The 22,606-nt window shown below is 72.5% G+C and carries 16 protein-coding genes; 5 read left to right on the top strand and 11 right to left on the bottom strand.

All coding sequences use genetic code 11. The features are described 5' to 3' along the window. Positions 1-462: 462 nt before the first annotated feature. Positions 463-987, top strand: coding sequence for a universal stress protein (locus GGD88_RS10020; RefSeq protein ID WP_184434980.1), 525 nt, complete (start codon positions 463-465; stop codon positions 985-987). 989 nt (positions 988-1,976) lie between these two features. Here GGD88_RS10020 and GGD88_RS10015 read toward each other — a convergent pair. After that, positions 1,977-4,805: a hybrid sensor histidine kinase/response regulator gene (locus tag GGD88_RS10015; protein ID WP_184434977.1), complete on the bottom strand. Its 2,829-nt coding sequence runs from the start codon at positions 4,803-4,805 to the stop codon at positions 1,977-1,979. Positions 4,806-4,951: 146 nt separating this feature from the next. Further along, positions 4,952-5,596 carry a histidine phosphotransferase family protein gene (locus tag GGD88_RS10010; RefSeq protein WP_184434974.1) on the bottom strand — a complete coding sequence of 215 codons (645 nt, stop codon included), beginning with the start codon at positions 5,594-5,596 and terminating at the stop codon, positions 4,952-4,954. A gap of 234 nt (positions 5,597-5,830) precedes the next feature. Here GGD88_RS10010 and GGD88_RS10005 point away from each other — a divergent pair, with 234 nt between their 5' ends. Next, positions 5,831-6,043 carry a DUF3553 domain-containing protein gene (locus GGD88_RS10005; RefSeq protein ID WP_343056332.1) on the top strand — a complete coding sequence of 71 codons (213 nt, stop codon included), beginning with the start codon at positions 5,831-5,833 and terminating at the stop codon, positions 6,041-6,043. On the opposite strand, the gene GGD88_RS10000 is transcribed toward GGD88_RS10005, so the two are convergent. The 7 genes from GGD88_RS10000 to GGD88_RS09970 all read right to left on the bottom strand — a co-directional run bounded on the left by GGD88_RS10000 (position 6,040) and on the right by GGD88_RS09970 (position 13,904). Continuing rightward, positions 6,040-7,155 (bottom strand): AbrB family transcriptional regulator, encoded by a 1,116-nt coding sequence (locus GGD88_RS10000; RefSeq protein ID WP_184434971.1) that lies wholly within the window; start codon positions 7,153-7,155, stop codon positions 6,040-6,042. The two genes, GGD88_RS10005 and GGD88_RS10000, sit on opposite strands and share 4 nt — an antisense overlap. Further along, a complete protein-coding gene (locus tag GGD88_RS09995; protein WP_184434968.1) occupies positions 7,152-8,495 on the bottom strand; it encodes an MmgE/PrpD family protein in 1,344 nt (447 codons plus the stop codon). The genes GGD88_RS10000 and GGD88_RS09995 overlap by 4 nt, the downstream gene beginning before the upstream one ends. Continuing rightward, a complete protein-coding gene (locus tag GGD88_RS09990) occupies positions 8,492-9,880 on the bottom strand; it encodes an FAD-dependent oxidoreductase (RefSeq protein ID WP_184434965.1) in 1,389 nt (462 codons plus the stop codon). The genes GGD88_RS09995 and GGD88_RS09990 overlap by 4 nt, the downstream gene beginning before the upstream one ends. Positions 9,881-10,020: 140 nt before the next feature. Then, on the bottom strand, positions 10,021-11,100 hold the full coding sequence (locus GGD88_RS09985) for an ABC transporter substrate-binding protein (RefSeq protein WP_184434962.1): 1,080 nt from the start codon (positions 11,098-11,100) through the stop codon (positions 10,021-10,023). Positions 11,101-11,176: 76 nt separating this feature from the next. Beyond that, complete coding sequence (locus GGD88_RS09980) at positions 11,177-12,085, bottom strand: ABC transporter permease (protein ID WP_184434959.1); 909 nt, start codon at positions 12,083-12,085, stop codon at positions 11,177-11,179. After that, positions 12,085-12,927: an ABC transporter ATP-binding protein gene (locus GGD88_RS09975; RefSeq protein WP_184434956.1), complete on the bottom strand. Its 843-nt coding sequence runs from the start codon at positions 12,925-12,927 to the stop codon at positions 12,085-12,087. Before GGD88_RS09975 ends, GGD88_RS09980 begins: the two co-directional genes overlap by 1 nt. Before the next feature lie 47 nt (positions 12,928-12,974). Then, a complete protein-coding gene (locus GGD88_RS09970) occupies positions 12,975-13,904 on the bottom strand; it encodes an isocitrate lyase/PEP mutase family protein (RefSeq protein ID WP_221237093.1) in 930 nt (309 codons plus the stop codon). 367 nt (positions 13,905-14,271) lie between these two features. Here GGD88_RS09970 and GGD88_RS09965 point away from each other — a divergent pair, with 367 nt between their 5' ends. From GGD88_RS09965 to GGD88_RS09955, 3 genes are all read left to right on the top strand, one after another. Further along, on the top strand, positions 14,272-15,003 hold the full coding sequence (locus GGD88_RS09965) for a hypothetical protein (protein WP_184434953.1): 732 nt from the start codon (positions 14,272-14,274) through the stop codon (positions 15,001-15,003). Between the two features lie 105 nt (positions 15,004-15,108). Further along, the gene (locus GGD88_RS09960; RefSeq protein ID WP_184434950.1) at positions 15,109-18,867 is read left to right on the top strand and encodes a serine/threonine-protein kinase; all 3,759 of its coding nucleotides are present in this window, start codon (positions 15,109-15,111) and stop codon (positions 18,865-18,867) included. Positions 18,868-18,967: 100 nt separating this feature from the next. Further along, a complete protein-coding gene (locus tag GGD88_RS09955) occupies positions 18,968-19,846 on the top strand; it encodes an NmrA family NAD(P)-binding protein (RefSeq protein WP_184434947.1) in 879 nt (292 codons plus the stop codon). A 13-nt stretch (positions 19,847-19,859) separates the two neighbouring features. On the opposite strand, the gene GGD88_RS09950 is transcribed toward GGD88_RS09955, so the two are convergent. Continuing rightward, positions 19,860-21,278 carry a TfuA-like protein gene (locus tag GGD88_RS09950; RefSeq protein ID WP_184434945.1) on the bottom strand — a complete coding sequence of 473 codons (1,419 nt, stop codon included), beginning with the start codon at positions 21,276-21,278 and terminating at the stop codon, positions 19,860-19,862. Then, positions 21,275-22,603 (bottom strand): YcaO-like family protein, encoded by a 1,329-nt coding sequence (locus GGD88_RS09945; protein ID WP_184434942.1) that lies wholly within the window; start codon positions 22,601-22,603, stop codon positions 21,275-21,277. The genes GGD88_RS09950 and GGD88_RS09945 overlap by 4 nt, the downstream gene beginning before the upstream one ends. Positions 22,604-22,606: the final 3 nt, after the last annotated feature.

Here is a 22,606-nt window from a genome sequence, read left to right as displayed (position 1 = left end):
TACCACCAGGAACAATACCTCAGGCAGTGGGTGGTCGACACGCCACGCCTCTCGATCATCTTCGATCTCGGAAAAATGCTTCAGGAGAACCGCAAACCGCGACTTACCCCCCAGAAACGCTTCAATTTCGTCCATGCGCCATCCTCCGCCGCCGCAATCGGATGGCACAGCGAATCATGAAAGCTCCGTGATGTGGACCACCTCACCATGAACTTTCTGTAATCCGAGTTCGGAGCCCTGGCCACGGTCCGGATCCGTTTGCCCCGGCCGGTCACAGGGGGGATGATCCCCGGTCGGCCGGTCGACGCGCTCAGCCCCCTCACCGACCCCGTCACGCCGTCGATGGCAGGAACGGGGCAAGAACGGGGGGCGGCGCTCCGCCCCGCATCCGACGGCCACCGCCGGGAGGTCCATGGCCCATCCCGGCGGATGTCGCGGGGCGGACGGGAGGGAGGACCATCCATGCTGTTCAGCAGCACCCTGCGGCGGACGGAGGAAACCCACGCCTCGTCCCGTGTCAGCCCCGATCACCGGACGTTCCTGGTGGTCGTTGACGACTCCAAGGAGTTGAAGGCCGCGTTACGGTACGCGTGCCGGCGCGCGGTCGCCACCGGTGGCCACGTGGCGTTGCTCCACGTCACCCATCCCGCGGAGTTCGAGCACTGGATGTTCGTCGGCAAGCGCATGCGCGACGAAGCCCGCGAGAGCGCCGAGGAGGTCTTGCAGCGCAAGGCCTCGCTGGTCGGCCGCCTGACCGGCCGCATGCCGGCCCTGTTCGTGCGCGAGGGCGATCCGACGGATGAACTGCTCGACCTGCTCGACGAGGAGCCGAACATTTCGGTCATCGTGCTGGCGACGGGCGCCGGGCCCGAGGGTCCGGGGCCGCTGGTGACGGCGCTGACGGGCAAGCACGCCCAGCGGCTGCGGGTCCCGCTCACGCTTGTGCCGGGTCACCTGTCCGACGCCGCCATCGACCTGCTGGCGTAGGGGGCACCTACGCCGGCGCGGGGGCGAAAGAGCCGTCTTGCCTTGTCGCCTCGGTCCCACGCTCCCGCGTGGGACCCATGGGCCGTCCGCGCCCACGCAGGAGCATGGGCGCGAGAGCTGAGCCGTCTTCCCCTGTCGTCTCGGTCCCACGCTCCCGCGTGGGACCCACGGGCCGTCCGCCGCGCCCACGCAGAAGCATGGGCGCGAGAGTTGAGCCGTCTTCCCTTGTCGTCTCGGTCCCACGCTCCCGCGTGGGACCCACGGGCCGTCCGCCGCGCCCACGCAGGAGCATGGGCGCAAGAGTTGAGCCGTCTTGCCTTGTCGTCTCGGTCCCACGCTCCCGCGTGGGACCCATGGGCCGTCCCGCCGCGCCCACGCAGGAGCATGGGCGCGAGAGTTGACCCGTCTTCCCTTGTCGTCTCGGTCCCACGCTCCCGCGCGGGACCCACGGGCCGTCCGCCGCGCCCACGCAGGAGCGTGGGCGCAAGAGCTGAGCCGTCTTGCCTTGTCGTCTCGGTCCCACGCTCCCGCGTGGGACCCACGGGCCGTCCGCCGCGCCCACGCAGGAGCATGGGCGCGAGAGCTGAGCCGTCTTCCCTTGCCGTCTCGGTCCCACGCTCCCGCGCGGGACCCATGGGCCGTCCGCCGCGCCCACGCAGGAGCATGGGCGCGAGAGCTGAGCCGTCTTGCCTTGTCGTCTCGGTCCCACGCCTCCGCGTGGGACCCACGGGCCGTCCGCCGCGCCCCCGCCGGCGCTTGGGCGCAAGAGCTGAGCCGTCTTGCCTTGTCGCCTCGGTCCCACGCTCCCGCGTGGGACCCATGAGCCGTCCCGCCGCGCCCACGCAGGAGCGTGGGCGCAAGAGCTGAGCCGTCTTCCCTTGTCGTCTCGGTCCCACGCTCCCGCGTGGGACCCACGGGCCGTCCGCGCCCAAGCAGGAGCGTGGGCGCAAGAGCTGAGCCGTGGGGACCGCGATCCCGGGCGCGCGGGGCTACACTCCCGCCGAGTCGTGGATCTGGGAGGTCTCGGTGATGAGTTGGCGCAGCGATACCAGCAGCGCGTCCCGATCGAACTTCGCCACATAGTCGTCGAACCCGGCCTCGCGGCCGCGCTCCACGTCACGCTCCGTCGCGTGCGACGACAGCGCGATCAGCGGCGTCTCGCCCCAGACGGCGGTCTCGCGCACCGCCTCGGCGAACTGGAAGCCATCCATCTCCGGCATCTCGATGTCGCTGATGATGGCGTCGTACCGCAGCCCCCGCTCGCGCATGTCGAGCGCATCGGGCGCGGAGGCCACCGCCGTGACACTGAACCCGGCCGCCGACAGCAGCGGTTGCAGCAGGTTCCGGAAGAACGGGCTGTCGTCGACCAGCAGCACGCGCTTGCCGCTGGCCCCGGTCTCGGTCCCGGCCTCGACATTGCCGAACCAGTCGCCGAACGCCTGGGTCAGGTAGTGGCCGGTATCGATGATGTCGGTGGCCTTGCCGTTCACGACCGCCGTACCGATCACGCCCATCTGTTCGGCCTTCAACTCGACTTTCAGGTTGTCCTCGACGATATCCACGATCTCGTCGACCATCAGGCCCATGGAGCGGTCGCGGTCGGAGAACACCAGCACCGGCTGGCGCCCCTCGGTGCGCATGCCGGTCATGCCGTCGACCCCGATCAATGGCATGAGCTGGCCACGGTACTGCACCACCGGCTGGCCGTAGCTGTGCTCGACCTTCTCCACCTCGATCTCTTCCAGGCGCGCCACCAGCGCCAGCGGCACCGCCTTGAGTTCCTTGGAGCCGGCGCGGAAGATGAGCAGCGACGTGGTGTCGTCGCGGCGCCCCTCGCGCGCGGCCATGGTCTCGGCCGCTCCGCCACTGCCCATGGCGGCCTCGCCGGTGGCGCCTGCGATGCCGTTCGGATCCAGGATCATGATGACGCTGCCGTCGCCCAGGATGGTATTGCCGGAGAACATGCTGATGTGACGCAGGATCGGCGCCACCGGCTTGACCACGATCTCCTCGGTGTCGAAGACGCGATCGACGATGATGCCGAAGCTGTAGGTCCCGACCTGGGTCACGACGATGAAGGTCTCTTCCTGGCCGCTCACCTCGTCCTCGATGTTGTCGCGGTCCTCGTCCAGGCGCAGCAGCACCGCCAGCGAGATCAGCGGCAGCAGGCGGTCGCGCAGGCGCAGCACCGGGGCGCGGTTGATGCGCTCGATGCGGGTGTCCGACTTGCCGGTCACCCGGACCAGCTCCAGGACCGAGATCTGCGGGATGGCGAACCGCTCACCGGCGCTCTCGACGATCAGCCCGGAGACGATCGCCAAGGTCAGGGGGATCTTGATGATGAAGGTGGAGCCCTTGCCGGGCCACGTCTTCAACTCGACCGTGCCGCCGATCTGCTCGATGTTGGTGCGCACCACGTCCATGCCGACGCCGCGGCCGGAGACGCTGGTCACCTTCTCGGCGGTGGACAGGCCGGCGCGGAAGATGAACTGCGCCACCTGTTGATCGGTCATACCCTCGATCTCGGCTTCGCTGGCCAGACCGTTGGCGATCGCCTTCTCCTTGATCCGCTTCAGGTTCAGGCCGCGGCCGTCATCCGAGATCTCGATGATGATGTGACCGCCCTCATGGTAGGCGTTCAGCTTGACGACGCCGACCTCGGGCTTGCCGGCCGCCAGGCGCTCCTCGGGGTACTCCAGGCCGTGATCGCCGGAGTTGCGCACCATGTGGGTCAGCGGGTCCTTGATGAGTTCGAGAACCTGACGGTCGAGTTCCGTATCGGCCCCGTACATCTGGAGGTCGATCTTCTTGCCCATTTCCGTGGCCAGGTCGCGCACGATGCGCGGCAGCTTGGCCCAGGCGTTGCCGATGGGCTGCATGCGGGTCTTCATCACCCCCTCCTGGAGGTCGGAGGTGATGTGGGACAGCCGCTGCAGGGGCGCGGCGAATTCCGAGTCGTCGCTGCCGCGCACCATCTGGAGCAACTGGTTGCGGGTCAGGACCAGTTCCGAGACCAGGGTCATCAGCTTCTCGAGCAGGTCGACGCTGACGCGGATGCTCTGGGCCGCGACCGAGTCCTTGCGCGCCCCGTCACCGGCACCGGCACCGGCGCCGGCGTCCGCGTTGCCGCTGCGGGCCGGCACGCCCGCCGCCGGCTTCGGCGGCTCGGTGCCCGCGCCGGGATGGTCGGCCGCCGGGCCGGGGGCCGCTGCGGCGGTCTCGGCGGCAGCGGCCGCCGCGGCCTTGCGCGCCGCCTCTGCGGCCGCCTCGGCCGCGATCTCCTCATCGGTGGCGGCGCGCTTGCCCTCACTGAGGGCCTCCTGGACCTCCGCCAGCAACTCGGCGGCCACGGGGAAGCCGCCATCGCCCACCATGGGCCGGCCCTCCGCGTCCGCCGCCGGCGCGGCGGCGGCCGGTGCCGGTGGCTCGACGGCCGGTGCCTCGCCGGACGCCAGGCTGGTCAACGCCGACTTCAGATCGGCGTCGTCCCCGGCCGGTTCGGCCTCTGTCTGCTCCAGGTGGGTCAGGATGTCCTTGATGCGGTCGATGGTGTGCAGGATGACCGTGACCGCCTGGGGGGTCACCTCCAGTTCGCCGTCGCGGAACTTCCCGAGCACGTTTTCGCCGGCGTGGGCCAGGCTTTCCAGGCGGGGCAGCCCGAGGAACCCGCAGGTCCCCTTGATCGTGTGCACGAGTCGGAAGATGTTCGAAAGGATGTCGCGATCGTTCGGATTCTGCTCCAGATGGACCAGCTCCACGTCCAGAGTCGCGAGGCTTTCGGATGTCTCGGTCAGGAACTCGCTGAGCAGGTCATCCATAACGGTTTCTCCTGGGTTTCCCGGTCGGGCGCCGATCCTCGGCGTCGGCCCCGCTCCGCATCCTACGGCTCGTTTCCTTCCTATTTCGTATACGGACAGGCGGTCCGTGACGGGTTCGCGGCCGCCACCACACGCGCGCGTCGCGCTCACGCCGCGGGCGCGACCCCCATACGCAGCTCCCCCTCCTCGGCCTCGATCGTGACGGTCAGGCCGGCGACACGCGCCAGCAGGCCCGCATACCCACCTTGCACGGCCCGCGGATCCAGCGGCGCGCCGTGCCCGGACAGCCCGGCCGTCAGCGCCGCCACCGGTTCGTCACGCGGCGTGCCGCGCCCGGACAGCACGACCGAGGCGCGACGGTCGGCGCTGGCGGTCACCGCGATGCGCTCGTGCCGCGGCAGCGCCTCCAGGCCCAGCAGGCACAGGTTCAGCAGAAGCTGGACCAGGGCCCGCGCCTGGCCCGGATCGGCCGGCGGCGTCACGTCCCAGGTCAGGGCCGGCACGGCCCGGGAACTGGAGGCCGCCAGATGGTCGGCCAGCATGGCGCGGGCCGCCTCCGCGTCGAGCCCGCGTCCACTCGGAACCCCCATCAGCGCGCGCAGGAAGCGCAGCCGCGACGCCGCCGACGCCGCGCTATCGGTCAGCAGCCCGATGATTTGTGGATCGGCCTCGGCACCTTCGTCCTGCAACAGCTCGGCCCCGGACCCGACGGCCCCCAGCGGTCCCGCCAGGTCGTGACACAGCCGGGTGCACAGGCTTTGCGCCAGGGTCAGGGCGTCGCGATCGGCCATATGGGCGTCCTCCTTCCGGCCCGCCGGCCCGGGCCGCCGGCGGCGGGACCCGACTGGTAAAGGCCTCCCGTCACCCCCATGTGACAAGCGGAAGACACGGGGACCCCGTGCGCCCTTATACCAGACTCCCCCGGTCCGACGCCAACGGCGCACCCCGCCGTGAGCGCCCCGGCCCGCGGAGGCGCGCCAGGGTCTCGGGAATCGCTCTACCGCCACGCCCATGGAGGCCGCGCCATGTCAGCAGGGTTGATGTTCACCGGGTCGGGATTCGTTGCGCCCGGGGCTTGGGTCCAGTTGCCGACACATCCCGAGTGGGGTCGCGGCCAGGTGCAGTCGGTGGTGGGCACGCGCGTCACCGTCAACTTCGAGAACCGGGGCAAGCAGGTCATCAACACCGGCGCGGTCAATCTCGACGTGCTGGAAGAGGCCCGCCCGCCGCGCGGTTAGGGCCGGTCATCGCGCCGGGGCCGGAGGCGGGCGAGCAGCGCGAACAGCGGCGCCGCCCCGGTCATCACCAACAGCAGGCGGAGCACGTGGTGGACGGTCACGAACGCCGTCTCTACCTGCAAGGCCAGCGCGATCAGGCCCATCTCGGCCACGCCACCGGGCGCATAGGCCAGCACGACCGGCGCCGGCCGCAGCGCCGTGACGGTGCTCAGCAGCACGCCGAAGGCCACCGTGAACACGGCGAAGATCGCCGTGGATCCGAGCGCATAGCCCAGGACCTGGAGGATGCGGCGGGCCGGCGTGCCGAGGAAGCGGCAGCCGATGGTGGTGCCCACCACCACCTGGGCCAGCGCCACCAGGACATCGGGCGGCACGAAGTCGGTCCAGCCGGCGGCATGCACGACCGCGCTCAGCAGCATCGGTCCCATCAGGTAGCGCGCCGGCAGCCGCAGGCGCCCGCCCAGCCACAGCCCGGCCCCGGCGCAGCCCACCAGCCACAGCACCGTGACCGCGTCAAAGGGCTGCGCGGCGGCGGGCGCGGGCGTCGGGGGCGCCAGCCCGCCCTCCAGCAGCCCGACCACGAACGGGATGGTGAACACCGTCAGGAAGATGCGCGCGGCATGGATCAGGGCGATGCTGCGGGTATCGCCGCCGCGCTCCTCCCCCGCCAGCGTCATCTCGACCAGCCCGCCCGGCATGCCCGCGAAATACGCCGTGACCCAGTCCATGCGGGCGACGACGCGGAAGTACACCGTCGCCGCCGCCCCCGCGGTCGCCACGAAGGCGACCAGACCGAGGATGGTCGGCCACCACTGCGGCATCTGCGCCACCAGGTCGGGGGTGAACGCGGCCCCCAGCAGCACGCCGAGGACGGCGCTCATCGGCGGCCGCACCAGGGCCGGCGAGCGGATCGGCGCCGCCAGCAGCGCCGCCAGGGTCGCCGCCGTCATGGATCCGAGCATCCACGGCAGCGGCGTCCCCAACCAGCGGAACAGCAGGCCACCCAGCGCGCCCAGCGCCAGCGCCAGCAGGCCCCGGCCCACCGCCGCGGTGCGGGTCCGCCGGCGCACCGCCCCGGCGTCGGCGGCGCCGCACCCCGGCCGCGCGGTCACGCGTCCCCGGCGACCGAATCCAGGACCGGCGGCACCCGGTCCAGCCGGTCGAGATCCTGAAGCGTGGCATGCAGACGCTCCGCCGCCGCAGCGCCCAGCACCGGCGCGACCAGACCGTTGAACTTCTCGGTCCGCTCGGCCGCGGTCAGGGGGTCGCCCGGGTCGCCGTGGCTGCCGATGCGGGTGATCCGGACCGCGACCCCGTCGTCCCGCTCCAGCACCACCGTGGCGCCGCGTTCCGGCAGCCGGGCGGTCAGGGCCTCGTCGGCCACCACCCGCACGCGCGCGGCCAGCGGCAGCCGCGCCAAGCGCTCCAGGTGCGGCGGCTCGAAGCTTTCACGCACCAAGCCCCCGTCTTCGGTCACCGCCGCCAGCATGAAGGGCAGCGAGAACTTGGCCTGCAACGGCGTCTCGGGGCGGACGATGCGCCCCACGGCGTCGGCCGCGCGCTGGTAGGTGTGCACCGTGACGGTCCGCAGCCGGTCGGCCGGCACCGCCGCCTCCGCCAGCGCGGCGCGATAGGCGTCGATGGCGACATGGGCATGGCGGCAGCAGGGATACTGCTTGAAATAGTTCTCCAGCAGGAACCAGCGCGTCCCCAGATCGGCGGTCGCACGGGCCGGATCGTAGGCCGTGCCCAGGCTGTCGCCCAGGGTCCCGGCCGGGCTGTCCAGGGCGCCGGTGAAGCCGGCCGCCGCCGCCTCCACCGCCAGCACGCCGGCCATGTTGCCCAGGCCGCTCCACAGGTTGCGGGCGGTCGCGCCGGCGTAGACGGTGCGGTAATGCGTGGCCATCGCCAGCGCCCCGGCGATCCCCAGCGCGTTGGCGAGGCGGTCCCCGCGCAGGCCGGACAGCAGCCCGACGGCGGCGGCCGCGCCGCACACCCCCCAGGTGCCATGCGGATGCACCAGCGGGCGGAAGGTGGTGGCATGGCCCAGCCGCGCCGCCACTTCGTAGCCAGCGATCACCGCGCGCAGCACGGCCTCGCCGGACGAGCCGCGCCGCGCCGCCGCACGCAGCGCGGCCGGCACCACATGCACGCCCGGGTGGCCCCGGCTGGGCGCGCAGCCCTCGTCCAGCTCCAGCGCGACACCCGCCGTGCCGTCGACCAGCACCGGTGCCAGCGCGCCATCCGCGCCCAGCCGGTCGCGCAGCGCCGCCACCTCCGGCAGGGTGCGCCCGGCCAGCACGGCCGCCACGGTGTCGGTGATGACCGCCCGGGCCTGGTCGCGCACCGCGTCCGGCACCGCCGTCTCGCCGTCGAACAACGCGCTGGCGAAGGCCGCCAGGGCCGTCAGGTCGGACCCCTCGGGCGGGGCCAGTCTCTCGGGATGGGTCATGACAGTCTCCGTGCGGCATCGCGTCCGGCCAGGCGCCCCAGGCCGAGCGCGGCCAGCAGGCCGTTGGCGGAGCAGTAGCCGGCCCCGCCGTGGGCGCCGGACACCCCCACGGCGACCCCACCGACGGCATACAGATTGGGGATCACGGCGCCGTTCGCGCATCGCACCCGGCCGGCGGCGTCGACGTCCACCCCACCCTGGGTGTGGAACAGGCCGGCCGTGACCCGCACCAGGCACAGCGGCGGCCGGAGCGGGGCCTGGCCGAACGCGCTGCGGCCGAACGGGTCCGGCCGGGCGCCGCTGGCGGCCTCGGCGTAGTCCGCCAGGGTCTCCTCCAGGGCCGCCGGATCGAGGCCGGCGCGCACCGCCAGGGTCGCGGCATCGTCGGCCCGCATCACCCCACCGAAGTGCATCAGATCGCGGTAGTCCTCGGCCTTCTCGGCCAGGTAGTCGTGGGTTTCGCCATCGTACACGACGAAGCCCTGTCCGCCGGGCTGGGCCAGCACCGCGCTGGCGCAACCGCTGTAGCCCAGGGTCTCGTCCACGAACCGGCGGCCCTCGCGGTTGACCAGCAGGCCGCCGCGCTCCACCGCCGCCCAGCTCAGCAGGGCGCCATGGGGCTGCGCGATCGAGGCGTGGCCCTGGTACGCACCCATGTTGACCAGATGCGCCCCCAGGTCCGCCGCCCAGCCGATGGCCTCGCCCGCGTTGCCAAGGTGCCCGAAGTACGGCGCCTCGGCGATTTCTGGGATATAGCGGCGCAGCAGGGCACGATTGGCGCCAAAGCCGTTGGCCGCCAGGATCACGCACCGGGCGCCCACGGTGTAGCCCTCGGCGTCGTCGCCGGCGCCTACGGACACGCCGACGACACGCGGTCCGTCGTCCCCCGGCACCGTGAGCAGCCCGCTGACGGGGTTGCCGGGCGAGATCAGCACGCCCGCGGCCTGCGCCGCGCGCTCCAGCCCGGTGACCAGGGTCTGGCCCTGGCGTCCCACGGGCGCATGCAGGCGCGGGACCGAATGCCCGACCTTCTTCAGGTCGGCCATCAGATCGAGCGGCAGCCCCACCGCGTCGACCAGCCATTCGACCAGCGGCGCGCTCTCGCGGGCCAGGACCTCGACCAGATCGCGGGGCGCGGTGCCGCGGGTGCGCCGGTGAATGTCCTCGGCCAGCCGCTCCCAGCCATCGGCGATCCCGGCCGCGACCTGGAACCGCGTGCCCGCCCCCGGGATCGACCCGGAAGACAGCGCGGTGTTGCCGCCGAGCCGCTCGGACTTCTCCAGAATCGCGACCTCGGCCCCGGCCTCGCGCGCGGTCAGGGCCGCCACCAGGCCGCCGCCACCACCCCCGACGACCACCACGTCGGTCTCAACATCGAATTGCACCGATCTTCTCCCTCCTGGGGCGCGTCCCCTGCGCGCACGCCGCACCGGCGCGACGGCCGGCGGCGACCGCACGGACGGAACCCGGGGACCCGAAAAAAGACCGGGGGCGGCCGCCGGGACCGCCCCCGGGACAGGGAGGACTATTTGGAGCGCGCCAGCGCCCGGATGGCCTCGGCATCGAAGGCGTTGCAGTCCTCGATGAAGGCGTTGGTGTAGTGCGTCTCCAGCGGCTCCGGGTCGGTGAGCCGCCCGTTGTCCTGATAGTACTGATAGGAGAAGGACCACTTCTCCGGATAGTTCCAGCCGACCGGCACGGAGTCATCGCTGCCGGTGGCATTGCGCAGGTAGGTGGTCATGATGTTGACGTCGGCCTGCACCGCCGCCTCCGTCATCGGGTCGGGCGCGGTCTCGGGCAGCAGCTCATAGAGCATGCGCACCGCGGCCTCCGGGTTCTCCCGGGTGAACACCAGGCCCTTGGCGACGGCGCGGCACATGCCGCGAACGGCGTCGGGGTTCTCGTCCATGAAGGCGTCGGAGGTGGCCAGGGAGAAGCCCGCCAGCTTGGGGATGATCGGGATCTCCATCGTGCGCAGCGGCACGCCGCGGTTCTCGATCGCGGCGTACATGATGTCCCACAGCGCCAGCACGTCCACCTGGTCGGCCGCCAGGGCGGAGGCCGCCTGGCCGCCGGTGCCGGTGGCCACGATGCTGTAATCGGTCTCCGCAAAGCCGAGATCGGCCATCATGCCCTTGACGATCGGCACCGCGCCCGACGCCAGGCTGGCGGCGCCGAAGGTCGCACCGCCCAGGTCCTCGATGCCGCCGATGTCGGACCCGTCCTTGACCGCGAGCTGATAGCCGCCCTGGCGGCGCACGGCCATGATGCCCGTGATCGAGCCCCCCTTCTCGCGCACCGACATGATGACCTCGGGCGCGGTGGTGGCGAACGCGGCGTCGCCGCTCTGGAGGATCTGCGCCGCCAGGGTGCTGCCGCGCACGCCCTCGATATTGACCTTGAGGCCCTCCTCCGCGAACCAGCCCATCACCTGGGGCACGACGTAGAGGAAGATGTCCTCGCCCACGCCGACCTTGGCGTGGCCCTGGACCAGGGTGACCTCGGTGGGCTCCTGGGCCAGCGCGGGGGGGACCGCGGCCAGGGACCCGATCGCCGCCAGACCGACCAGCGTGGCCCCGGCGACATGCCTGACTGTCTTGAACATTATGAGTCTCCCAGTGTCTCCCGTTTGTTATCGCCCCGGCGGCCCGTGCGGCCGCCGGGGATGTCCGCCGCCGGCCTCACACGGAGTCCAGGTCGGCCTTGCGCCCCCGGTGGGACCAGAAGCAGAAGTGCCGCTCCAGCGCCCGCATGGTCAGGTGCAGGCTCAGGCCCATCGCCGCGAGCACGACGAACAGGGCGTAGACCGAGGCGATGTCGAGCAGTTCGTTGCGTTGCAGAATGAGCATGCCGATCCCGGCCTGGGCGCCGACGAACTCGCCCACGATGGCGCCCAGGATCGACAGCACCGCCGCCATGTTCAGGCCCGCGAAAATGAACGGCAGGGCGCTGGGCAGGGTGATCTTGAAGAAGATCTGCATCGGCGTGGCGTTGCACGACCGCGCCAGGTCGATGCGCGCCGGATCGACAGAGTTGGCACCGGCGATCGAGTTCACCAGCAGCGGGAAGAAGGTGATGATGGTGGTGATGAGGATCTTGGGCTCGATCCCGAAGCCGAACCAGATCACGAACAGCGGCGCCACCGCGATCTTCGGCAGCGACTGAATGGCGATGATGTAGGGGTAGAGCACGCGCTCCACGAGGCGCGAATGCGCCACCGCCATCCCGATGGTGATGCCGGCCCCGGAGCCGATCAGGAACCCGGACAGCGCCTCGAAGGCGGTGACGCCGGCATGGTACCAGAAGCCGCTGGGGTCGAACGGCGATGCGCTCAGGCCCGAGACCAGCGCGGACCAGACCATGCCCGGCGGCGGCAGGATGAACTCCGGCGGCTCGAAGATGACGGCCGCGGCGTGCCAGATCGCGATCAGCACGACGAACAGCAGCGGCGAGAGCACGTACTCGGGCCGCTCCCGCAGGAGACCCAGCAGAGGAATTTCGAGGCGTCCGCCCTGCGGCCCGGCGGCCTTGCCCGGACGCCCGGGCGGCCTGGTCGCGGTGGCGGGGTGCGTGGTGGCCGTATCAACCATCAGGACAGGTCCTCCGAAGCGTTGAGGAGGCGGCGGATTTGCGAGGCGAAGGCCCCGAAGGCCTCGCTGTTGATCATCTCCAGCCGGCGCGGTCGCGGCAGGTCGATGTCCAGAACCCGGGCGATGGCACCAGGCCGCGCCGTCATCACCACGACCCGGTCGGCCAGGAACACGGCCTCGGAGATGGAGTGGGTGACGAAGATCACGGTCTTCCGGTTCTGCTGCCAGATGCGCAGCACCTCCAGGTTCATCTGCTCGCGCGTCATGGCGTCGAGGGCGCCGAAGGGCTCGTCCATCAACAGCAGGCGCGGGTCCTGGATCAGCGCCCGCACGATCGCGGCGCGCTGCTGCATGCCGCCCGACAGTTCCTCGGGATAGCGGGTCTCGAAGCCCTCCAGGCCCACCAGCTTGAGCAGGTCGTGGGCGCGGTCGGTGTAGTCCTTGCGCTTGCGGTTGCGGCCGAACTCGATCGGCAGCAGCACGTTGCTCAGGATGGTGCGCCAGGGCAGCAACACCGGCTGCTGGAACACCAGCCCGACCTCCTGGCTCGGCCCCTTCAACGGCGCACCGTTGATCGTCACCCGGCCGCTGGTGAAGGCGAGCAGGCCCGCCAGGATCTTCAGCAGGGTGGACTTGCCGCAGCCCGAGGGACCGACGATGGCGACGAACTCGCCGTCGCGGACATTCAGATTGATTTCATGCAGCGCATGCACGTCTCCGTGCCGGACCGTGCGGTAGACCTTATTGAGGGCGTCGATCTCGACGATCGGTTCGGCCTCGGCGGCCGCCTGATGCGGTCCGGTGGCCTCGACGGGCGCCAGCGGCTGTACGGCCTGACGCATACTCACCTCCCTGATGTCGTGGGCGCCACCGGCGGGCCCGGGACGCGTCACGCGGACGCCGCCGGCGCGCCGTACTTGGCGTCGTAGGAGTCGGTGGTGAGAAGCCGCCGCTCCAGCGCGCGGGCCTCCTGCAATCCCATCAACTCCCAGATGTCCTCGATCCCGACCAGCAGGTCGGTGCGATTCACCGTCTCGCCGCTGGCCACGACCTCCTGCATGACCGACAGGGCCTGCGACATGCCCTTGATCGCCGCCGCCGGCAACATGCGCGGCAGGCTGATGCGGCGCACGCCCAGCGCCCGCAGCCGTGGCAGCGGAATCAGGGGCGTCGTGGGCCGCTCGCGGATGCCGAAGCCCATGTTGATGCTGACCGGCACGCCGGCGGCGTCGACGATGCGGGCGATGTCGTCCTCGGTCCGCACCGCGTCGGGGAAGATCATGTCCGCCCCGGCGGCGGCGTAGGCGCGGACCCGCGCCAGCGCGGCCTCCAGCCCTTCGGTCGCCAGCGCGTCGGTGCGGGCCACGATGACGAAGGCATCGTCGCGCCGGGCCAGGCAGGCGGCCTCGATCTTTTTCGCCATCTCGGCCAGCGGGACCACTTCCTTGCCCGGCATGTGGCCGCAGCGCTTCGGCGACACCTGGTCCTCGATGTTCACCCCGGCGACGCCGGCTTCCTCGAACTGGCGCACGGTGTGGAAGACGTTGACCGGGTTGCCGTACCCGGTGTCGGCGTCACAGGTCAGCGGAATGTCGACAGATCGGGCCAAGTTGCGGCAATGGGTGACGTTCTCGCTCAACCCCATGACACCGATGTCCTCCAGGCCGAGCAGCGCGTTGGCGATCGCCGCCCCGCTGGTCGCGGCCGTCCTGAAGCCGGCCGCCGCCACCAGGCGGGCGCTGTAACCATCGTAAACACCAGGGGAAACGATGAACTCGCCGGAGTTCAGCAGCTCCCGATATCGTTGGGCTTTCGTCAAGACAGGGCCTCCCGGAAGAACGTCGCGCAGCAACCCGATACCGGAACAACACTCACCCGGCCCCACCAAACTGTCAACACTTTTTCTGACCGCCCCGGGCGGGATTGGGGCGCCCCATCGTCCCGCGCGGCCGGCCCCCAAGGTCCCGGGACCATCTCGGTCGGGCGCGTCGGACCCGTCGGCGCCCCGCGCCACACCCATGGCGCGATCGGGTTCCCGCATTGATTATGGTCCCGAAAGCGGCTACAACCGGATCGTGGGGCTCGGGGACCGGAGGCCGCCCAGGGCGGGTGCGGTCGCGCGGCCCGTCATCGCACACCGGGAAGGGACGCGCCGACGCTCTTCCCATCCGGGAGGCACCGCGACCATGACCCAGGCGCCCGTCCGCTATCTCCAGGTCACACTCGATCTGCCGAGCGGGGCACAGCTCAACCAGATGTTCGCGCAGTACATGCGCGAGCTGCTGCCGACCTTTCAGGAAACGCCGTGGCCGGGCTGGCGGCTGGTCCTGTCGGCAACCCGAAAGCCGGGCGAGGAGCCGTCGAGCGCAGGGACGACACCCGACGTGCAGCAGTACCTGCATGTGTGGCGGGTGCGGGACTACAATTCCCTACCCTACATCATGGAGTACTTCGACGACGACGAGGTGTACCGGCAGCTCGACGGGATGGTGTTGCGCGAAGTCCAGGATTTCTTCGGTGCGCTCCAGTACAATCCGCTGTCGACCGACCCTGGCTTTCAGTTCCCGTCCAACACCCGCTATTACCTGCATATCACCTTCGATGTCGTGGCCGATCCCGAGCCGCTCTCGCAGTTCGAGACCTTCATGATCGACACCATCGCCGACCCCCAAAGCCCCATGGTGCGCGACTACGGCTTCACGTTCGTGCTGGGAAGCTACGCCCAGACCGGCCGGCTGCGGCGGTACGTCCATGTGTGGGCGACGCCGGCCGGACTGCCGCCGGCCGAGGAGGCGGTGGCGTGGCTGGCGGGCCAGCCGGCGGTGAAAAAGGCCATGACGGCCGCCCCGGCAGGTGATAATCCGCAATGGGCGCTCTGGCAGCCGATCGACTACGAAGCCGGCGCCGACACGCCCTGACGCCCGGGCGCGACCGAGACGCGTCGGTCGCGACGGTGGGCGACGGTGGGCGACGGTGGGCGACGGTGGCGCCACAGCCGTGCGACAGCCTTGCGGTGGCAAGTCATGCAGCAGACGTCCAGGACCACGACCCACGCGCCGGAGACGATCGGCCCCTACCGGGTGGTCGGCGTGCTCGGCCAGGGTGCGATGGGGATCGTCTACGCCGGGATCGACGCCCGCACGGGTACCGCGGCGGCCATCAAGACCGTCAACCGCAAGGAGGTCTCGCGGCTGCGCCAGATTCGCCGCGAGATTCGGGCGCTGGCCCGCCTGCACCACCCCGGCGTGGTCCGCATCCTCGACCATGGCGTGGCCGACGGCCTGCCCTGGTACGCGATGGAGCACCTGGACGGCACCAGCCTCAAGGATCTGCTGCGCCGCCACTGGCGCGACCCCGCCGCGCCGCCGAGGCCGGCCCCGGTCGGCGACACCACCGAGGACCTGACCCAGGACGTCACCGACGCCGCAGGCGTGGCGACCGGGGCCACCCAGGTCACCGACGCCACCGACGCCGCAGACGCCACCCAGGGCGCCGACGCCACCCTGGTCGCCGACGCCACCGACGCCACCGACGCCACGCAGGTGATCTTCCCGGACGGCGGCCCCGCCAGCGATGACGGCGCCATCACGGTCCAGGACCCGGGCGCCCCGCCGCACGCGTTCGGAGGCGGAGACGCCGACGCGCCGGCCGCCGACACACCGGTCCGGCCCCGGACCCGCCGCGCCGGTGGCCCGGCCGCCGCCGGGCACCTGGGCGAGGGCCTCTCGCTGCTCCAGCGGGTGTGCGAGACCCTGGCGTTCCTGCACGGCGAGGGCATCGTGCACCGGGACCTGAAACCCGGGAACATCTTCATCCGCCACTCGGGGGAACCGATCCTGGCCGACTTCGGCCTGGCCGAGGAGGCCGGCGGGGCCACCGGGCGGGAACAGATCGGCGAGACGCATCAGATTAGCGGCTCGCCCGCCTACATGTCGCCGGAGCAGCTCCGCGGCGATGCGCTGGACGCCCGCAGCGATCTGTACGCCCTCGGCTGCATCCTCTACCAGGTCCTCACCGGCGAGGCGCCGTTCGTCGGCAGCCAGACCCAGATCCTCTCGGGGCACCTTGAGCGCCACGCCGGGCCGCCCTCGGCCCGGGTGACCGGCGTTCCGCCGACGCTCGACCGGCTCGTCGACGCGCTGCTGGCCAAGGACCGGGCCGACCGCCTGGGCTTCGCGGAAACCGTGGCCTGTGCGCTGGCCGATCTGGGGACGCATCCGCCCGTCTGGTCGGTACCCGCGCCCGCCGCCAAGCCGTATCTGTACCGGTCGTCCTTCGTCGGCCGCCAGGATGTGCTCGCGGCCCTGGACGAGCATCTCGCGCGGGCCCGCGCCGGAACGGGCGCCCTCGCCCTGGTGGCCGGGGAGAGCGGGGCCGGCAAGACCCGGCTCGCCCTGGAGACCGGTATCCTGGCGCGCCGGCGGAGCCTGGAGGTGATCACCGGGGACTGCCCGGCGGCGGGCGACGGCGACGGCGCGGCCCGCTACGGCCGCGGCGCGCCGTTGCAGCCGCTGCGCCCCTTCGTGGAGGCGCTGGCGGACCGGTGTATCGCCGGCGGGCCGGCCGAGCAGGCCCGTCTTCTGGGCGATCGCGCGGCCGTGCTGGCCCCCTACTTCCCGGTGCTGAAGACGGTGCCCGGCGTCGCCGCCCTGCCCGCCGCGCCCCCGCTGCCGAGCGCCGCCGCGCGCGACCGCCTGTTCCGCGCCCTGGCCGACAGCCTGGCGGCCTACCTGGTGGACCGCGCCCTGCTGCTGGTGCTGGATGATCTGCAATGGGCCGACGAACTGACCCTCGGGGTCCTGCGCCACCTGCTGGACGAGGTCCTGCCCGGCCTCCCGTTGCTGGTCGTGGGCGCGTTCCGGGCCGAAGAGCGCACCCCGGCCCTGGATGCCCTGGCCCGCGACCCCGCCGTCGACGCCCACACCCTGCACCGCCTGACGGCCGCGGACATCGGTGCCATGGCGGGCGGCATGCTGGCCATGCGCAGCCCGCCCGCCGGCTTCGTGCGCTTCCTGGCCGAGCGCAGCAACGGCAATCCGTTCTTCATCGCCGAGTACCTGCGCAGCGCGGTGTCCGAGCGGGTGTTGGCGCGCGACCGCAGCGGACGCTGGACACTCTCGGGACAGGACGTCGGGGGCGCCCCGGACTACGAGTCGCTGCCGCTGCCCGGGTCCCTGCGCCAGTTGATCGACCTGCGTCTCGGCAAGCTGACGGCGGCGGACCGGCGGGTGGTGGACCTCGCCGCGCTGATGGGCCGCCACCTCGACAGCACCGTGCTGGGCCGGGCCGCCGGACTGTCGGACGCCGCCATGACGGAGGTCGCGGACGAGCTGGTCTCGCGCCAGATCGTCGAGCCGGCGGAGGGCGAGGGCTACCGCTTCGTCCACGACAAGATCCGGGAGATCGCCGACGCCGGCATCCCGGCCGACACCCGCCGCGCCCTGCACCGGCAGTTGGCCCAGGCGATCGAGGCCGTCTACCCGGCGGGCGAGGCGCGCGACGACCACCGCGCCGACCTTGGACGTCACTGGGCGCTGGCCGGCGAGCCGGCCCTGGCGGTGCCGCACCTGCGCGCCGCCGCCGAGCGGGCCGAGCGGTTCCAGTCGGTGGCCGACGCCATCGGGCTGTACCAGGCGGCCCTTGACGCGGTGGCCGGGCTGCGGGCGCGCGGCGATGACGACGGCCGCTGGCGTCGCGAAGCCGTGACCCTGAACGAGCGGCTCGGCGATGCCCTGGCCCTCCAGAACCGCCATGCCGACGCCCGGGCGGCGTTCGCGCGCACCGCGACCGACGCCACCGATGACCGGGTGACCCTGGCGCGGCTGCACCGGAAGGCCGGCAAGACCTACGAGATCGAACACGACCACGACGCCGCCCTGCGCACCTACCGCGACGGCGAGATCGCGCTGGGTGACCAGGACGCGCTCGACGCCGCGGGGCGTCAGGAGTGGATCCAGATCGTCCTCAACCGTGTCTGGGTCTACTACTGGCTGGACCGCCCCGGGGACATCGACACCGCGCTGGAGTCCGTCCGGCCGTTCGTCGAAGGCGACCCCGTCCCGACCCAGCGCTATCACTACTTCATGGCGCTGGTGAACCGGAACCACCGCCGATACCGCTACCGCGTGCCCGGGGAGACGCTGGTCTTCGCCCGCCGCATGCTGGAGGCGGCGCAGGAGTCGGCGGGCGCGGCGGAGATCGCCTTCGCCCACTTCATCCTGGGCTTCGCCCTGTTGTTCGCGGGCGAGCTGGAGGAGGCCGAGGCGGTGCTGTTCGAGGCCGCCCAGGGCTGCCGCCGCATCGGCGACGCCGCCGGCGAGACCCGTGCCGTGGCCTATCTGGCGGTCCTGCACCGGCGCCGGGGCCGGGTGGAGCAGACCGCCGCGGTCGCCGAAACCCTGCTGGCGATCGCCAAGGCCCGACGCATGCGGGACTACCAGGGCGTTGCCCTGGCCGCGCTGGGCTGGGCGGCTTGGCGGCGCGGCGAGGCGGCGGCCGCCGACCGCCTGTGCGCATCGGCGCTGGAGACCTGGGCCGGCCTGTCGTTCGCTTATCCGTTCCAGTGGACCGCCGGCCTGGTGGCCCTGGCCCTGGCGCGCGACCGGGCCCCGGACGCGGAGATCCTGGCGCTGGCGCGCCGGCTGCACGAGCCGCCGCAATGCCACCTGCCCGACCCGATCCACGACGCGCTCGGCCGCGCCCTGGCGGCGGACGACGCGGCATCGGCGCGCGAGGCCCTGGCGGCGGCCGTGGACGCGGCGCGGGAGTTGGGGTTCCTGTGATCGGGCCGGGTGTGGGAGACTGGGGTCCGCGCGGCGCGCGTGCCGGAGGCGCCGACCCCTGACGCGGGTCGGGATGACACGAAACGGGGAGGCGTGATCCATGGATCTGGTCGTCGGAGCGACGGGCATTCTGGGACGGGACATCTGCCAGCGGCTGGCGGCGGCGGACCGGCCGGTGCGGGCGCTGGTGCGGGCCGGCAGCGCCCCGGACACGGTGGCCGCCCTGGGCGCCGCCGGCGTCCAGACGGTGGTCGGGGACATCAAGGATCCGGCCTCGCTGACGGCGGCCTGCGCCGGGGCCGACACCGTCATCTCCACCGCCTCCGCCACCCTGTCCCGGGCCGAGGGCGACACCATCGAGGCCGTAGACCACCAGGGACAGCTCGCGCTGGTGGCGGCGGCGCGGGCGGCGGGCGTGCGCCAGATCGTGTTCGTCTCGTTCCCGCCCGATCGGTCGTCGTTCCCGTTGCAGGACGCCAAGCGGGCCGTCGAGGCGGCGATCCGGGACAGCGGCGTGCCCTACACCATCCTGCAGCCCACGCACTTCCGCGAGGTGTGGCTGAGCCCGGCGCTGGGCCTGGACCCCGCCAACGCCAAGGCGCGGGTGTTTGGCGAGGGCGCCGGCCCGATCAGCTGGATCGCCATGGCCGACGTCGCCAAGGCGGCGGCCGCCGCCCTGGACACCCCGCAGGCGCTCAACCGCACCCTGCGGCTCGGTGGACCGGAGGCGCTGCCGCAGACCGAGGTCATCGCCCGCTTCGAGCGCGCCGCGGGACGGTCGTTCGAGCGCGAGGTGGTGCCGGAGGCGGACCTGGACGCGATGATGGCCGGCGACGACCCCCTGGCGCGGTCGTTCGGGGCGCTGATGATGATCTGTGCCCGCCATGGCTGCGCCATCGACAACACCGAGGCCCGGGAGGTGCTGGGCCACGACCCGAGCCCGCTCGACGCCTACATCGCCGCATGCCTGGCGGGCTGAGGCCGCGCGCGGATCACGCCGGCGCCGCCGGATCGTCCGCCGTGTCCGCCCCGTCCGGGGCGGCGGACGCGGGGGCCGGGTCGCCCTCGACATGGCGGACGTACAGGAACTCACGCACCAGCATTTGAAGGAGCGCGTGGCGATTGGCGAGGCCGAGGGCGCGGGCGTGCGCCTCCAGGTCGGCGGGCACCGGCTCGCCGCGCCGCTCCGTGAAGTGCCAGCGCAGCAGGCCGTCCGCGTCCTGGCCGCGGTCGGCCGCCCCGACGGCCTCCAGCCCGGCCTCGGCCAGCCAGCGCCGCTTGGCCTCGGCGCGCGTGGCCAGCGGCCCGTAGAGCCCGGCGCCGCGCAACGCATCGGGCACCTGGGCGCGGATGGCGTCGCGGGCCAGGGTCTCGACGCGGGCGATCCGGGCCTCGCGCGCGATGAAGGCGGTGAGGTCGTCGGCGTCCAGGCGCTGCACCGCCAGCCAGTCCGCGATCTCCGCCGGTGTGCGCAGACCGCGCTCCTGGAAGAAGCCGTGCAGCACCTCGCGGAACACGGCGCGGTCGAGCGGCGCCGGATGCCGCTCGGCCTCCTGCAGGGCCAGGGCGCGGGCGAAGCAGACCGACAGGGTACGGTGATAGTCGGTGCCGCGCAGGCGCAGCTCGTCCAGCAGCGCCTCCAGCGGCACGGCGTCCGGCACGGCGGCGGCGACCTGGTGGCCGTCCCGGCGGGCGACCTGCTCCCAGGCGTCGGTGCGCTCGAAATGGAAGGCGGGCGGCGGGGGCGGCGGCGCGGCCCCGTCCCTCAGGTCGGCCAGGGCGTCCAGCAGGGCGCGGGCGTCGGCGGCCTTGCGCTCGACCCGGCCGCCCGACAGCCACGCCGCCAGGGCGGCGGTCTCGTCGGCCGGCAGACCTGCGGCGGCGGCGTCCGCGAGCAGGGCCTCGTAGGATCGGTTGGGGTAGTAGGTCCGCTTGGCCAGGGCGATCAGGGCCTCATGGGTGGCGGGCGACACCACCCCGGCGGCCCGGGCCGCCTCCAGGGTGGCGCGCATATCCACCAGCGCCACGGAGGTCAGGGGATAGCCGATCTCGGCCGGCCCGTGCGCGACCGTCACCTCGTCGTCGTCCTCCAGCACCCCGTCCCGAAAGGCCGCGAACACCGCGCCAACCCCGACCATGCCGAAGGGATGCAGTTCTGCCGCCCTGAGCGCGCCCATGCTGGCGGCCCCGTACACCACCACGCCCCGGCTCAGCGCCCACAGGATCTCCTTGTGCCAGACCGCCGGCACGCGCTCGAAATAGCCGTCCACGATGCCGATGGCGCGCGCCCCCGCCTGCACGGCCCGCAGGACGTCGCCCTGCGACACCGGCGGGCGCAGGTCGGCCTCGGGCAGCCGGGCGGCGACCTCGCGCGCCGGCAGCGTGGGACCGAGAAAGACCACGAGGCTCATGCCGCCGGTGCTCCGCCGTCGGCCCGGTCCCGGGCGAGGGCCATCGCCCGCTCCCCGCGCACATACCCGGGCGCGTCGTGCAGGCCCTCCAGCCCCGGCACGATCACCCGCACCACCGCGATCCCGGGGATGCGGGCGGGGACCGTCACCACGGCCGCCTGGGTGATGCCGACCGCCGCCAGCCGCGCCAGGATCCAGGTCACATCGTCGTCGAAGCGGAGGGTCTCATGGCTGGGCACCGCCGCGAAGGCCCGCCCCGCCCCCTGCGGCGGCGTCTCCAGGCGCGCCCGCACCGCCGCCACCCGGTCGGGGTTGCGCGCGGTCTCGAACAGGGTGCGGTGGGCATCGTCGCGCGTGCCGGCAATGTAGGTCAGGCGGGTCTGGGCGGCCTCGGTCAGCGCCCGGCACAGCGCGATCGCGCGCGCCGGATGGCAGCCGGAGCCGTGGCTGGAATACACCTGCCCCAGGTGGTTGGTGGTGCGATCGGCCAGGGCACAGACGAACACCGGCACGCCGACGTCGGTGGTGATGTCCCAGACGCCGACCGCCAAGTCCGCCGCCGCCAGCCGCGCCAGAAGATCACGGGCCGTGGGGTCGTCGACGGTGTCCAGATCCAGCCGTCCGCGGTCGCTGTCGGTGCCGCCGCGCAGCGCCCACAGCGCCAGGGCGTCGCGCTCGATCACCTCGCACAGGCCGTGGCCGATCGCCTCCAGGGGATGGTTGCCGGAGGCGAGCCCGTTCGAACTCATCTGGAAATGCCCGCTCCCGGCCGGCAGCGGGCGGGTGTAGTTGGTATGCACCATCTCGAACGGCACCCACAGCGGCACCGCGGTGCGCCCGGGGGCCGCCATCAGATCCCGGGCCGCGCACCACAGGATCGGCGTGCGGGCGTCGAAGCGGCTCACCGACAGGCGCGGCAGCCGCTGCGTCGCCACGACGGCGTGGCCGGCGGCCCGCAGGTCGTGCTCCGACGTCAGCCGCAGCGCCAGATCCGGGTGTTCGGCATGGTGGCTCTCGATCGCCTCCATGACGCCGGACGCCTTGGCGGCCGCGAGGTCGATGCCCTTGCCCTGGGAGACCGCGACCGAGCGGGCATTGGGCCGATAGACCGCCACCACCGGCAGCCCGACCCGGTCCAGGCCGGTGATGGTGGCGATCCGGGTGATGCCCATCGCCGCCAGGTGGGGTGTCACGCAGGCCAGCGTCTCGGCCGGCGCCCGCAGGCGATGGGTGCCGGTGCGGTAGCCCTTGCCGGCATCCGCCGGAGTCGGGCCGGACGGCGCGCCTTCCGCACGGTCCGGCCCGTGGCGGGACGATCCGTCCACGCC

Source organism: Roseospira goensis (assembly GCF_014197795.1).
Taxonomy (GTDB): Bacteria; Pseudomonadota; Alphaproteobacteria; order Rhodospirillales; family Rhodospirillaceae; genus Rhodospira; species Rhodospira goensis.
This window is presented reverse-complemented; position numbering and strand designations above follow the sequence as displayed.

Excerpts from the sequence above, each read along its gene's own strand:
- GGD88_RS10020 (WP_184434980.1), top strand. The coding sequence starts at position 463 with ATGCTGTTCAGCAGCACCCTGCGGCGGACGGAGGAAACCCACGCCTCG.
- GGD88_RS10015 (WP_184434977.1), bottom strand. The coding sequence starts at position 4,805 with ATGGATGACCTGCTCAGCGAGTTCCTGACCGAGACATCCGAAAGCCTC.
- GGD88_RS10010 (WP_184434974.1), bottom strand. The coding sequence starts at position 5,596 with ATGGCCGATCGCGACGCCCTGACCCTGGCGCAAAGCCTGTGCACCCGG.
- GGD88_RS10005 (WP_343056332.1), top strand. The coding sequence starts at position 5,831 with ATGTCAGCAGGGTTGATGTTCACCGGGTCGGGATTCGTTGCGCCCGGG.
- GGD88_RS09995 (WP_184434968.1), bottom strand. The coding sequence starts at position 8,495 with ATGACCCATCCCGAGAGACTGGCCCCGCCCGAGGGGTCCGACCTGACG.
- GGD88_RS09985 (WP_184434962.1), bottom strand. The coding sequence starts at position 11,100 with ATGTTCAAGACAGTCAGGCATGTCGCCGGGGCCACGCTGGTCGGTCTG.
- GGD88_RS09980 (WP_184434959.1), bottom strand. The coding sequence starts at position 12,085 with ATGGTTGATACGGCCACCACGCACCCCGCCACCGCGACCAGGCCGCCC.
- GGD88_RS09975 (WP_184434956.1), bottom strand. The coding sequence starts at position 12,927 with ATGCGTCAGGCCGTACAGCCGCTGGCGCCCGTCGAGGCCACCGGACCG.
- GGD88_RS09965 (WP_184434953.1), top strand. The coding sequence starts at position 14,272 with ATGACCCAGGCGCCCGTCCGCTATCTCCAGGTCACACTCGATCTGCCG.
- GGD88_RS09960 (WP_184434950.1), top strand. The coding sequence starts at position 15,109 with ATGCAGCAGACGTCCAGGACCACGACCCACGCGCCGGAGACGATCGGC.
- GGD88_RS09955 (WP_184434947.1), top strand. The coding sequence starts at position 18,968 with ATGGATCTGGTCGTCGGAGCGACGGGCATTCTGGGACGGGACATCTGC.
- GGD88_RS09950 (WP_184434945.1), bottom strand. The coding sequence starts at position 21,278 with ATGAGCCTCGTGGTCTTTCTCGGTCCCACGCTGCCGGCGCGCGAGGTC.